Source organism: Mycobacterium sp. (assembly GCF_035570115.1).
Taxonomy (GTDB): Bacteria; Actinomycetota; Actinomycetes; order Mycobacteriales; family Mycobacteriaceae; genus Mycobacterium.
On record NZ_DATMLH010000128.1, the window covers coordinates 1 to 12,590 of the forward strand.

The 12,590-nt window shown below is 67.1% G+C and carries 11 protein-coding genes and 1 pseudogene; 9 read left to right on the forward strand and 3 right to left on the reverse strand.

Annotated elements, in window-relative coordinates; translation table 11 throughout:
• From VNW74_RS11965 to VNW74_RS11975, 3 genes are all read left to right on the forward strand, one after another.
• Window positions 1-313, forward strand: a 313-nt coding sequence (locus tag VNW74_RS11965) for an MFS transporter (protein WP_325677015.1), incomplete at its 5' end; no start/stop codon positions are given.
• 216 nt (window positions 314-529) lie between these two features.
• Window positions 530-1,384 (forward strand): PPE family protein, SVP subgroup, encoded by an 855-nt coding sequence (locus VNW74_RS11970; protein ID WP_325677017.1) that lies wholly within the window; start codon window positions 530-532, stop codon window positions 1,382-1,384.
• A gap of 47 nt (window positions 1,385-1,431) precedes the next feature.
• Window positions 1,432-2,601: a PPE family protein gene (locus tag VNW74_RS11975; protein WP_325677019.1), complete on the forward strand. Its 1,170-nt coding sequence runs from the start codon at window positions 1,432-1,434 to the stop codon at window positions 2,599-2,601.
• A gap of 5 nt (window positions 2,602-2,606) precedes the next feature.
• Here the strand turns inward: VNW74_RS11975 and dapD are convergent, their stop codons facing one another.
• Complete coding sequence (gene dapD / locus VNW74_RS11980) at window positions 2,607-3,560, reverse strand: 2,3,4,5-tetrahydropyridine-2,6-dicarboxylate N-succinyltransferase (RefSeq protein WP_325677021.1); 954 nt, start codon at window positions 3,558-3,560, stop codon at window positions 2,607-2,609.
• 105 nt (window positions 3,561-3,665) lie between these two features.
• On the opposite strand from dapD, the gene dapE reads away from it, so the two are divergent.
• From dapE to VNW74_RS11995, 3 genes are all read left to right on the forward strand, one after another.
• A complete protein-coding gene (dapE, locus tag VNW74_RS11985; RefSeq protein ID WP_325677023.1) occupies window positions 3,666-4,730 on the forward strand; it encodes a succinyl-diaminopimelate desuccinylase in 1,065 nt (354 codons plus the stop codon).
• Between the two features lie 72 nt (window positions 4,731-4,802).
• On the forward strand, window positions 4,803-6,689 hold the full coding sequence (locus VNW74_RS11990; RefSeq protein WP_325677025.1) for an alpha/beta hydrolase: 1,887 nt from the start codon (window positions 4,803-4,805) through the stop codon (window positions 6,687-6,689).
• A 79-nt stretch (window positions 6,690-6,768) separates the two neighbouring features.
• Window positions 6,769-7,245 (forward strand): hypothetical protein, encoded by a 477-nt coding sequence (locus tag VNW74_RS11995; RefSeq protein ID WP_325677027.1) that lies wholly within the window; start codon window positions 6,769-6,771, stop codon window positions 7,243-7,245.
• A gap of 46 nt (window positions 7,246-7,291) precedes the next feature.
• Here the strand turns inward: VNW74_RS11995 and VNW74_RS12000 are convergent, their stop codons facing one another.
• Together VNW74_RS12000 and VNW74_RS12005 are read right to left on the reverse strand one after the other, a co-directional pair.
• A complete protein-coding gene (locus tag VNW74_RS12000) occupies window positions 7,292-7,600 on the reverse strand; it encodes a type VII secretion target (RefSeq protein WP_325677029.1) in 309 nt (102 codons plus the stop codon).
• Between the two features lie 63 nt (window positions 7,601-7,663).
• The gene (locus VNW74_RS12005; RefSeq protein ID WP_325677031.1) at window positions 7,664-9,940 is read right to left on the reverse strand and encodes an AAA family ATPase; all 2,277 of its coding nucleotides are present in this window, start codon (window positions 9,938-9,940) and stop codon (window positions 7,664-7,666) included.
• Between the two features lie 105 nt (window positions 9,941-10,045).
• On the opposite strand from VNW74_RS12005, the gene VNW74_RS12010 reads away from it, so the two are divergent.
• From VNW74_RS12010 to VNW74_RS12020, 3 genes and pseudogenes are all read left to right on the forward strand, one after another.
• The gene (locus VNW74_RS12010) at window positions 10,046-10,609 is read left to right on the forward strand and encodes a TIGR00730 family Rossman fold protein (RefSeq protein ID WP_325677032.1); all 564 of its coding nucleotides are present in this window, start codon (window positions 10,046-10,048) and stop codon (window positions 10,607-10,609) included.
• Window positions 10,610-10,658: 49 nt separating this feature from the next.
• Window positions 10,659-12,440: a long-chain-acyl-CoA synthetase FadD6 gene (fadD6, locus tag VNW74_RS12015; RefSeq protein ID WP_325677034.1), complete on the forward strand. Its 1,782-nt coding sequence runs from the start codon at window positions 10,659-10,661 to the stop codon at window positions 12,438-12,440.
• Window positions 12,441-12,445: 5 nt separating this feature from the next.
• A pseudogene (locus VNW74_RS12020) lies at window positions 12,446-12,590 on the forward strand (hypothetical protein); the annotation flags it as partial.

Consider the following 12,590-nt stretch of genomic DNA (forward strand, 5'->3'; position numbering starts at 1 on the left):
CGTCGGCATGTCCGCGATCGCCGCGATCGGCTCCGGGCCTACCGGAGCGTTCATTCCCGAACTGTTCGCCACCCGTTACCGCTACAGCGGATCGGCATTGGCGGTTAATACCGCCGGCATCTTCGGCGGCGCATTGCCGCCACTGATTGCCGGAACGCTTCAGGCAACCTATGGCAGCTGGGCGGTCGGTCCCATGCTGGCCATCCTCGCCTTGGCCAGCCTGGTGTGCACCTACCTGCTTCCCGAAACCAAGGGAACGGCGCTGCAATCCACTCTGGGTACCGGTGTAGCAGAGGTGTCTGCCAGCGGTTGATCTGACCGCATCGGCTGTTCGGCAGGGTTCAACTCCACCATGGGTGATTAGCAGGCATCCGTGCCCAAAATTGCTGCGCGTATTACCTGCGCATTACTGGAGTATTTCCGGCAGATTTTGGGAAAGTGGCATTCATGGGCTCCTCCTTGCCCTGCCACAGAACACAACCACCGCCGAACCCTCAGTGGTCGGCTTTTTTTGCGTGAGGAGAAATTCATGTCTTTCGTGACTACGCAGCCGGAAGCGTTGACGGGTGCGGCGAGCACACTACAAACCCTCGGCACGTCAATGGCTGCTCAGAATGTGGCGGCAGCTGCGCCCACCACAGGCGTCGCTCCGGCCGCCGCCGACCCGGTATCAGCGCTGCAGGCCGCACAATTCTCCGCCTACGGTACTTGGTACCAGCAGGTCAGCGCCCAAGCCGCGACGATCCACCAGATGCTGGTGAACACCCTGGGAACCAGCGCTGGTTCCTATGGGGATACCGAAGCGGCCAACCAGACCGCGACCGGTTCAACGTCGCTGTCCAGCCTGCTCGGCGGGCTGACCGGATCTGGGACGTCCTCGTCGGCACTTTCCGGGGCAACGGCTCCGGCGCAGGTGTCGTCCTCGACGGGCGCCGCCATCGGGACCCCTTTCAACTGGTTCCAAAACGTCGGCGCGGCCTCGTCCGACTTCATCGCGCTGGGCCAGGGTCAGTTCCTTCCCGGCGCGGTGAACTGGGAGCCTGAATGGCCCGCCGCAGCGGGCGCCCCCTTCATGCCGACTGCCCCAATGGCGCAGGCGGCCGCCGTTGGGGGCCCGGTCTTTGCAGGCGTGGGTCAGGCGTCTTCCCTGGGCGGGTTGTCGGTGCCGCCCGGCTGGGCCGCGGCGGGTGTAGGTGCGGCCAACTCCGCTCCCGCGACATTGACGGGCGCGGGCTGGACCGGCCCTGCGCCACATGCCCCGTCGGTGACGACGATGCCGGCCGGCGTGCCATCGGTGGCCTCGGCCGGACGCTCGGGTTATGGCCTCGGCGCGCCACGCTACGGCGTCAAGCCCACCGTGATGCCCAAGCCGACCGTCGTTTAGCCCGCCTTTACCGCCGAAATTCACCAGCCAGAAAAGGACGAAAAGAAATGACTTTCGATTTCGGAGCATTACCCCCAGAGGTCAACTCGACCCGCATGTACACCGGCCCGGGGGAGGGGCCGATGATGGCCGCCGCGGCGGCGTGGAACAACCTGGCGGCCGAGTTGAATACCACCGCCGATGCCTCCCAGTCGGTGATCTCGACGCTCACCGACGACGAGTGGCGGGGTCCGTCCGCGGCCGCGATGGCCACCGCGGCCACGCCCTATGTGGGATGGATGCACACCACCGCCACGGCCGCTCAAAACGCGGCCGACCAGGCGATGGCGTCCGCAGCCGCCTACGAGGCCGCGTTTGCGATGACGGTGCCCCCGCCGGTTGTCGTGGCGAACCGGGTTCAGCTGGCGGCCCTGGTCGCCACGAATATCCTCGGGCAGAACACCCCGGCGATCGCAGCTACCGAGGCTCATTACGGCGAGATGTGGGCCCAGGACGCGGCTGCCATGTACGGGTATGCCGGCTCGTCGGCCAGCGCTGGCAAGCTGGTCCCATTGAGCGATCCGGCGTCGACCACCAATCCCGGCGGACTTGGCGCCCAGGCCGCCGCGGTCGCCCAGGCCGCTGGCACCAGCGGCACGTCGGTCGGACTGCCCGGGCTGGTGTCCGCGCTGCCTGCCGCGACGCAGTCGCTGTCATCTCCGGTTTCCGCAGCAGCGGCACCCGCTCAGGCCTTGGCCGATTTCTTCAGCAACAGTCTGGTGCAAAACATCCCGAACGGACTTTTCGATATGGGGGCCTGGAACGCCTTCAATGGGATCACGACCGGGGTTTTGTATGCGCATACCGCGGACGCGGGCCTTCTCAGTCATAGCCTTCCCCTCGCTTACGGCGGTATGGGTATCGCGGGTTGGCCAGCTGGCTCCTCGGCGAGTGCTGCGAGCGTGGGCGGAGCGCCGCTGTCGGCGGGAATGGGCGAAGCGTCCTTGGTCGGCAAGTTGTCGGTGCCGGCCGGTTGGTCCGCAGCAACTCCGGTCAAGCCCGCCGCCGCTGCTCCGTTGGCGGGCTCGGGGTGGACCGCGCCCGCCGAAGGAGGCGGCGGCATGAGCACGGTGGCGGCCGGTATGCCGGCGTATGCCTCGGCCGGTCGCGGAGGTTACGGCATGGGCCCGCGCTACGGAGTCAAGCCAACCGTGATGCCCACGAAAGTGCTCGTCTGACGCGCCTAGTTGGCGTGCAGATCCTCGTTGAGCGCGATGCCGCGGCCGTCGCGGGACACCACCTCGACCGCGCCGGTCAATGAGTTGCGACGGAACAGCATGTTGCTGCCGCCGGAGAGCTCGCGGGCCTTGACCGAAGTCCCATCGGGCAGTGCGACTTTGGTGCCCGCTGTGATATACAGGCCGGCTTCGACGACGCAGTCGTCACCCAGGGCGATCCCCAGCCCGGAGTTGGCGCCGAGCAGGCAGTGCTTGCCGACCGAGATCACCTCGGTACCACCCCCGGACAGCGTGCCCATGATCGACGCGCCGCCGCCGATGTCGGAGCCGTCGCCGACCACCACACCCGCCGAGATGCGGCCCTCCACCATCGAGGCGCCCAGTGTGCCCGCGTTGAAGTTCACGAAGCCCTCGTGCATCACCGTCGTGCCCGACGCCAGATGTGCGCCCAACCGGACCCGGTCGGCGTCGGCGATCCGCACGCCGGTCGGTACCACGTAGTCGACCATGCGCGGGAACTTGTCCACGCCGTACACCGCGACCGGGCCGCGGCGGCGGAGCCGGGCCCGCACGATCTCGAAATCCTCGACCGCGCAGGGCCCGTGGTTGGTCCACACCACATTGGTCAGCACCCCGAACAAGCCCTCGGCATTCAATCCGTGCGGCGCGACGAGTCGATGCGAGAGCAAATGCAGTCGCAGGTAGGCGTCGTAGGCGTCAACGGCCTTGTCATCCAGCGAGCCGATCACGGTGCGCACCACGACGGTCTCGGTGTCGCGATCGTCGTCTCGTCCGGCCAGCGCCGCCAACTCGTCGGGAACCTCCGCCACCGACAGCCGCACCGTGCCGCTGTCGCCCGATTCGATCAGTTCCGGTGCGGGAAACCAGGTGTCGAGGACGGACCCGTTGGCGGCCAACGTCGCCAACCCAATACCCGAAGCTGCAGTCACGCGCTCCACGCTACTTTCTCCGGCCGAAGAGACGTCAAGGCCCCCGACACGCCGGTGGTCGGGGGGGCCGTTACGTCTGCTCAGCGAACCCGGCCCACCCACTACGCTGGGATCGTGCTGGATCTACGCGGCGACCCGATCGAGCTGACCGCGGCTCTGGTCGACATCCCCAGCGAGTCGCGGCACGAAGAACGCATCGCCGACGAGGTGGAGGCCGCGCTGCGGGCCCAGACGTCCGATTTCGAGATCATCCGCAACGGCAACGCCGTGCTGGCCCGCACAGCGCTCGGCCGCCCGACCCGGGTGCTGATGGCCGGGCATTTGGATACCGTCCCGATCGCCGACAACCTGCCCAGCCGCCGAGACGGCGATTCGCTGCACGGCTGCGGCACCTCCGACATGAAGTCGGGTGACGCGGTGTTCCTGCATCTGGCCGCCACGGTCACCGCGCCTACGCATGATCTGACGCTGGTGTTCTACGACTGCGAGGAAATCGAGTCAACGGCAAACGGTTTGGGGCGAATAGAGCGTGAGCTGCCCGACTGGCTGTCGGCTGATCTGGCAATCCTCGGCGAGCCGACCGGCGGCTACATCGAAGCCGGCTGTCAAGGCACGCTGCGCGTTGTCGTCCACGCGACCGGGACCCGAGCGCACTCAGCACGATCGTGGTTGGGGGACAACGCTATTCATAAACTGGGCGCCGTGCTGGATCGGCTGGCCGATTATCAGGCCCGCAGCGTCGGGATCGATGGCTGCACCTACCGCGAAGGGTTGTCGGCGGTGCGCATTGACGGTGGCGTCGCTGGCAACGTCATCCCCGACGCGGCGTCGGTGACGGTGAACTTCCGCTTCGCGCCGGACCGTTCGCCGGACGCCGCTCTGCGCCACGTCCACCAGGTTTTCGACGGCCTCGACGTGCGGATTGAGCAGACCGACCTGGCCGCCGGCGCGCTGCCCGGACTCGCCAAACCCGCCGCTAAGGCCCTCGTCGAGGCGGCCGCCGGGCAGGTGCGGGCAAAGTACGGGTGGACGGACGTCTCGCGATTCGCGGCCAGGGGCACCGCCGCGGTCAACTATGGGCCCGGCGATCCCAATCTCGCGCACACCCGCGATGAGCGGGTGCCCGTCGACCAGATCACCGCCGCCGTGACGATGCTGCGGGGATACCTGAGCAGCTGATCGCTCTTTTGGTGCATTGGCGCACGTTCTGGTTGTGGCAGCATCAGAGTTGGTCAAGCCAAGGAAGGTCTCATGTCGGTTTCGGTCTCGACGGTGCGTGCGTCGCAGCCAAATGCGCTGCTCGACGCCGCCGCTGATGCCGGACGCAAATACGCAGAGCTGCAGACGGTCATCACCGATGAACGTGAAATGTTGTCCTTCATGCAACAGCATTGGACGGGGCAGGCGGCGTCGGCGGCCCTGGCAGAGGGCCTCAAGCAGATCGGCATGCAGGAGCGCGTCGGGATCCGATTGCAGGAGTTGCAGTCTGCATTGCAGAACGGCGGCGAACAGCTGGGGGCGCTTCGGAGCGCGATCCTCGATATGGTGTCGACGCTCAGCGAGTTGGGCTTCTCGGTTGGCGACGACGGAACTGTGACACCGCACCAGTGGCTGATCGGTCGCTTCCTCAATGGCATCGCCGACAAGGCCTCCGCGGTGCTCAAGAAGCTTTTGCAAACGTTCGAGGATGTCGACCGGGAGACCGCCTCGGCGATCGCCGAGGCAGCGGGATCGCCGATACCGAACACGCCCGTCAAGGTGAACGGCCAAGAGATCCAGATTCCTTCGCCGGATGCTGCGCCCGCTGATGTGAAGCGGTGGTGGGATTCGCTCAGTGACGACCAGAAGCGACAGCTCATCGCCCAACATCCGCCGCTGCTCGGCAACCTCGACGGCATTCCCGCCGATGTGCGCGATAACGTCAACGTGCAGGTGATGAACGACGACCTCGACCGCGTCGAGAACACCGCACACCAACACGGGGTGTCGGTCGACGACGTCGTCAAAGACCCTGGCCGTTACGGGCTTTCGGCGAGCGATATCACTCGCTACCAGAACGCGCAGAGGACTCAAGAGGGCCTGCTGCACGATCTGGGCATCAACACGAATACCGATCACCGCCGCTACAGCGACATCAGCGAGCAGGAACGGCACGACAGGAACCTGCGGCCCACGATGCTGTGGGCGTACGACCCCGCGGCGTTCAACGGCAGGGGCAAAGCGGCCATCGCGATCGGCAACCCGGACAAGTCACCGAACACCGCGGTGATTGTGCCCGGGACCGGCAGCAGCGTGAAAAACGGCTGGCTGTCCGACAACCACGACGACGCGAACAATCTGTACGACCAATCCCGCAGGGCCGACCCGAGCCACCCGACCGCGGTCATCGCCTGGATGGGTTATGACACCCCGGAAAGCTTCACCGACCCCAACATCGCCAACCCGGGACTGGCGCGCGCGGGCGGTGACGCGTTGGCATGGGATGTCAATAGCCTCGGCGTAACCCATGACGCCGGTGTTCCTCAGCACCTTACGGTGATCGGCCACTCCTACGGGTCGACGACGGTGGCGGATGCCTTCGCGCACAGTGGCATGCAGGCCAACGATGCGGTCCTGTTGGGCTGCCCGGGAACCGACTTGGCGCACAGCGCAGCCGATTTCCACCTCAATGGCGGGAACGTGTACGTCGGTGACGCCTCGACCGACCCGGTCGGTTGGATCGGCGAATCCGGCCCAGGAATACCCAATGCCATCAACCACACTCTCGGCGACTTGGTTGGGTCGTCGGCCGGTCTGGGTGCTGACCCGGCACACGAGGGTTTCGGAGCGGTGCGCTTCCGCGCAGAAGTCCCGGGCTCCAACATGATCAGCACCGCCGACCACTCGCACTACTACAAGCTGGGTAGTGAATCTCTGCGTAGCATGACCGACATCGTCTCCGGCCATGCATCCAACCTGGCCGGCGACGGCATGCTCGCCGCCCCGAGGACCGACCAGACCGTGGTCAAACCGCCGGTGGTGCACATCCCCGTGATCGGCGACGTGCCATTGCCGATCGGCGGTACAACCATTCCCGTGATTCACGATCCCGAATGGGACCGCCCGGGCAGCTCAGTGCAGGATGACCATGGCTTTTAACAGAGAATCCTTGCGCCGCATCGCAACGCTTGTTGCCGTACTCATATGCGGGGCAACAGTTTTAGGAGGATGTTCGGTCATGTTTCCCTCCCAGCGAAAGGCGCAGGCCGGTCCGGCCCACGCGGGCCCGTCCGCGCAGCCGCTTTCCGACGAACAGGCTCGGGCACAAGTCGTCGATCCGGCCAGAGAAGTCGTCAAGGCCGCCGGCTTGCAGATCACCTATGCGACCTTCGAGTGGGAATCCTGCAATGACCAAGGCGATCCGCCCTACCAGGGTCGGGTCGATGTGGCGTTCGTCATTCCGCCGGGTGTCGACGCAGAGGTGCTGAGCAAACAGGTCGCCGCCGCGGCCGCCAAACAACCCGGCTGGGCGCCGGGCCCTCCGCCGGACATGCACCTGTTCGGCGAGCTCGCGCACAAGGGCAACGTCGCGGTGACCGTGGGCCCGGGAAATTACCCCGACCGCGGCTCAGTCCAGCTGTTTGGGGAGTGCCGCAACATGAACGACCATCACCAGAGCGGACGCGACGAGATCACCGGGGAACTGCGCCAGTAATATCCGTCGGCCGTCAAAAGTCCACTGCGTTAACCTGATTCACGCGCTACGGCCCGAAGCTGTCGCCCGCATGCTTGATGTTTTGTCCAGCGGCTGCATCCGTGGACGCATAGCTGTCCGCGGCCTTCTGCAGGCTCTGCGCCATCGTGGTTAGGTTCGAGCCCAGTTGGTGAAACTCGCTGTCGAACACCGTCGCCGCGTGGGTGCAGGCGTCGCCGGTCTGCAAGCCCGCCATGCCGTGCGCCGCACTGCCCAATGATTGGGTAAGACTCTGTGCCGCTAGTTCACCGGCCACCCCGGCAAGTTGACCAGACGTGGCGCGTATGACTCCAGGATCAACCTGCAGCGAATCCATGACTTGATGCTACGTCGCCCGAGCACGCCCCCCACGCACCAATTTCTCCGAGCGGTTGCGCAGCTAGATACGCTGCGCCTGCGCCGAGGCGTCGGCGGCCGCAGGATGCATTCCCCGATCCGCCAAGTCGGCGGCGACGTCGGCCAGCGCCGCGGCATCGCCGTCGGCCAGCGCCCGGGCGTGCGCCAGTGTGAGCCTGCCGAGCACGCAGTCCACCTCGACCGACAGGCGTTCGGCCCGCTGCACCGCACGGGTGTCGCCGAGCCGCGTCGCGTCCTGCAGCGCGCGCAGCGCGATCGCCGACTGCCCGCCGCGTTCCGCGGCCTGCACGGCCTGACGGGCGGCTTCGATCGCGCCGGTCGAGTCGCCGCGAGCCGCTCTCGACCAAGCCCTGGCCAGCGCCAACTCCGGAGCGAACAGCGTCGACTTGAGGCCGTGCCGAGACTCGGCCCGGCTGAAGACCTTTGCGGCCTCGAGGTGTTCACCTTGCTGGGCGAGCGCCTGAGAAAGCAGCGTCAATGACAGCGCACCCCATGAATAGCCGGTCCGCCCCAACGGATCGGCCGCGCGGCTCAGCAGCTTGACGGCGGTGTCGAAATCACCCTGGGCGATTGCCACGTAGCCCACCAACGTCTCGCCGATCGCCCGGCCCGGCTGCTGCAGCTCGGCGAAGTCGGTGTAGCGCTGCGCCAATGCGCGGGCTTCGTCGAGCCGCCCGGCCATGAGCAGGGTGGTGATCCGGCCGAAGCCGCTGGTGAATCGCAGCAAACCGGGATGGTCGGCGGCTATCGCACGCCCGGCCAACGCCTCGACGTCGTCGAACCGGCCGGTGCGCGCTGAGCTCAGTGCCGCCGCCGACGCAGCCCATCCCACGGCCACCCCGTCGGCGTGCGGCGACGCCAACACCTCGCCTGCGATCCGCAACGCACGCAGCGGAGTGCCCGCGTTCATCGCAAAGGTCGCCGCGAGCGCGTCGAGGGTCGCCAACGCCGTCGGCGCCGAGATCCGGTTCCGCGTTGTCTGCAGAAACGCAGTGGCCCGCTCCGGCTCGCTGAGCATCCAGAACTGGTTGGCGGCTCGCGGCAGTGCCCACTCGATCAGCTCGGACGGCGACAACCGCTCAGGGTCCACCGCCTCCAGCACCGCGCCGGCTTCTCGCCCACGGCCCTGCCAGGCCAGCGCGTGCGCCAACGCAAGCCGCGCGGCCAGTCCCCCCGACCGGTCCAGGGCCGCGCGCGCGAACCGTTCGGCGAGCTCCAACTCGCCCAGCCGGAGCGCCTGTTGGCCCGCGGTCAGGACGTCGGCGACCGCCTCGGGAGTGTCGCTGTCCACGGTCAGCGCCGATAGCCGCAGCCGGTCGCCGATGTGACCGGATGGGCGAGCCGCCAGCTGTTCGACCAGCGATGTTCGTAGCGCCCGTACGGTGGCCGGTGCCAGCGCGGCGCGGGCCCGGTCGGTGTAGAGCGGATGGCCCGCGTACACCATTTCCCGCTCATCGCAGGCGATCGCGCCGACGGTTTCCGCTCCCTCGACGGCGGGCTCGCCGGCCAGCGCCGCCAGGTCGCCGCGGTGCAGTGGTTCTGCGGCCGCGAGGTAATCCAGCACGGCGCGAGCCGGCGTCGGCAGACCGGACAGATAGCCGTCGATCAGGGCCGGGAGCGACACGCGGTTCTGGTCGCGGCAGCGCCAGCCGCCGTCGACCCGAACCAGGCCACCGTCGTCGACGAGATGCCGCAGGTACAGCGGGTTGCCCTGACTGCGATGAAACACCTCGTCGGTGACCGCGGCATCGGGCGGCGCGCCCAGGGCCGATGCCAGCAGTGTGGCGGTCGTCGGCTCATCCAGCGGCTCGACGTCGACCACGGTCAGCAGCTCATCGGCCGACAGTGCTGCGACCGCGTCCGGCAGCTCGGTGTCGGCACGGACCGTGACGACCAGTCGCGCCGCGCGGCTCAGCGCCAATTGGTACACCAGCGTGGCCGACAGGTGGTCCAGATGGTGTGCGTCGTCGACCACGAACAGCAGCTCGCCGCCGTCAGCGGTCAGCGATTCCTGCGCGGCCCGCAGCAGCTCGGCGGGCCTGCCGGCCTCGTCGATGTCGAGCAGGGCGCGGAACGCGCCGAACGGCACGATCCGGCTGGTCGCAGTGCCCACCACCCGGCGCGTGACAGTCGAGGGCTTAGCCGCGGCGAACCTTTCGGCGGCAGTGCGCGCGAGCAGCGTCTTGCCGGCGCCGTCGACGCCGACCAGCACCACGCCGGACGTCTGGGGGTCGTCGAAGGTGGCCGCGATCGATTGCAGGACGGCTTCCGCCGGCGCGGTAACCCAAGCAGTCGGCACCGCCGGATTTTATGGCGCGCACCCCTGGCAGCATGCCAATAGGCCCAAATGCACTCGGCGGCAAGGCGGTCTAGTGCGTCTACTAGGTCTACTAGGGTTTCGACTGTGCAATCCAAACGCGATGCATCGCAGGCGTGGGCGGTCTGTGTGTATTGCGCTTCCGGTCCCATTCACCCCGAGTTGTTGGCGTTGGCCGCCGAACTCGGCGAAGCGATCGCCGACCGGGGCTGGACTCTGGTCTGGGGCGGCGGCAACGTCTCCGCGATGGGCGCGTTGGCCACCGCGGCAAGGGCCCGCGGCGCCTGGACGGTCGGCGTCATCCCCAAGATGCTGGTGCGTCGCGAAGTCGCCGACACCCATGCCGACGAGCTGATCGTCACCGACACCATGCGGGAGCGCAAACAGATCATGGAGGACCGCGCCGATGCGTTCATCGCGCTGCCGGGCGGCATCGGCACGCTGGAGGAGCTGTTTGAGGCCTGGACCGGCGGGTATCTCGGTATGCACAACAAACCGGTGGTGATGCTGGACCCGGCCGGACATTTCGATGGGTTACGGGCGTGGCTGGACGGACTTGTCGACAGCGGTTATGTGTCGCAAGCCGCGCTGGACCGGCTGGTGGTAGTCGACGAGGTGAGCGCGGCACTGGCGGCCTGCACACCCCGCTGAGCGGGTTAGGCTGGCCGCCATCTGTCGTCGCGCGAATCGAGGGAGAACAGTGTCCGAACACGACTCCGGGGCCCGCACGTCGGTCGGGCTGATCGATATCGCGACCCGGGTGCCTGGCTTGTTGACGGACGCTCCGGTGATGATCCGCGGGGTGCTCACCGGGCTGCTGGCCCGGCCGACTTCCAAGACGTCGATCGGCAAAGTGTTCCAGGAACGCGCCGCCCGGTTCGGCGACCGGGTGTTCGTCCGGTTCGGCGAGCAGCAACTGACCTACCGCGAGGCCAACGCGACCGCCAACCGCTATGCCGCGGTGCTGGCAGCGCGTGGTGTCGGTCGTGGCGACGTGGTCGGGATCATGCTGCGCAACTCGCCCAATGCGGTGCTGATGATGCTGGCCGCGGTCAAATGCGGCGCGGTCGCCGGGATGCTCAACTACCACCAGCGCGGCGAGGTTCTCGCGCACAGCCTGGGGCTGCTGGACGCCAAAGTGCTGGTCCTCGAATCCGACTTGGTTGACACGGTGGACGAGTGCGGCGCGCCCGGCGTCACGCCGACGACGATCGAGGAGGTGGAGCGCCTCGCCGCCACCGCGCCCACGACCAACCCCGCGTCGGCGTCGGCGGTGCTGGCAAAAGACACCGCGTTCTACATCTTCACGTCCGGCACCACCGGGCACCCCAAGGCCAGCGTGATGACCCATCGTCGGTGGCTTGCCGCGTTGGGGGCGTTCGGCGGGCTGGGTTTGCGGCTGAAGGGTTCCGACACGTTGTACAGCTGTCTGCCGCTGTATCACAACAACGCGCTGACGGTCGCGCTCGGATCGGTGATCAACTCGGGATCGACGCTGGCGCTGGGCAAGTCGTTTTCGGCATCGAAGTTCTGGGACGAAGTGATCGCCAGCCGGGCCACGGCGTTCATTTACATCGGTGAGATCTGCCGTTATCTGCTGAACCAACCCCCCAAACCAACCGATCGCGCGCACAAGGTGCGGCTGATCGCCGGCAACGGGCTACGGCCGGAGATCTGGGACGAGTTCACCTCGCGGTTCGGCATCGCGCGGGTCTGCGAGTTCTACGCTGCCAGCGAGGGCAACGCCGCGTTCATCAACATCTTCAATGTTCCCAAGTCGACCGGGATTTCGCCGACGCCGTTGGCGTACGTGCGGTACGACCACGACACCGGCGCGCCGCTGCGCGGCGAGGACGGCCGGGTGCAGCGGGTGCCCGCGGGTGAGCCCGGTCTGCTGCTCAGCCCGGTCAACCGGCTGCAACCGTTTGACGGTTACACCGACCCGGCGGCGAGTGAAAAGAAGCTGGTGCGCAACGCTTTTCGTGATGGCGACTGCTGGTTCAACACCGGTGACTTAATGAGCCCTCAGGGCATGAACCACGCCGCCTTCGTCGACCGACTCGGCGACACCTTCCGTTGGAAGGGTGAGAACGTCGCCACCACCGAGGTGGAACGGGCGCTGGGGTCCGACAAGTCCGTCGAGGAGTGCACTGTCTTCGGCGTGGAGATTCCGCGTACTGGCGGGCGCGCCGGAATGGCCGCGGTCAAACTGCGCGACGGCGCCGAGTTCGACGGGAAAGCACTCGCCCACACCGTCTACGACCAGCTGCCGACCTATGCGCTGCCGCTGTTCCTGCGGGTGGTCGAAACGATGGAGCACACCACCACGTTCAAGAGCCGCAAGGTGGATCTGCGCGACGAGGCTTACGGCCCCGACATCGAGGACCCGCTGTATGTGTTGGCCGGCCGCGACGAGGGATATGTGCCGTTCTACGACGCATATCCGGACGAGGTCGCGGCCGGCAAGCGACCGCAGGGCTAGTAGCGATCACTGTGCGCCCTGAGCGCCGCCTAAATGGCAGGGGCAGGCACCATGGACGGGTGCAGTCCACACTGTGTGGCCGTCCGGTGGCCGGCGACCGCCCGCTGATCATGGCGATCGTCAACCGCACCCCGGACTCGTTCTATGACC

Coding starts and splice junctions, on each gene's coding strand:
- VNW74_RS11995 (WP_325677027.1), top strand. CDS start 6,769: ATGTTTCCCTCCCAGCGAAAGGCGCAGGCCGGTCCGGCCCACGCGGGC.
- VNW74_RS11975 (WP_325677019.1), top strand. CDS start 1,432: ATGACTTTCGATTTCGGAGCATTACCCCCAGAGGTCAACTCGACCCGC.
- VNW74_RS11970 (WP_325677017.1), top strand. CDS start 530: ATGTCTTTCGTGACTACGCAGCCGGAAGCGTTGACGGGTGCGGCGAGC.
- VNW74_RS12000 (WP_325677029.1), bottom strand. CDS start 7,600: ATGGATTCGCTGCAGGTTGATCCTGGAGTCATACGCGCCACGTCTGGT.
- VNW74_RS11990 (WP_325677025.1), top strand. CDS start 4,803: ATGTCGGTTTCGGTCTCGACGGTGCGTGCGTCGCAGCCAAATGCGCTG.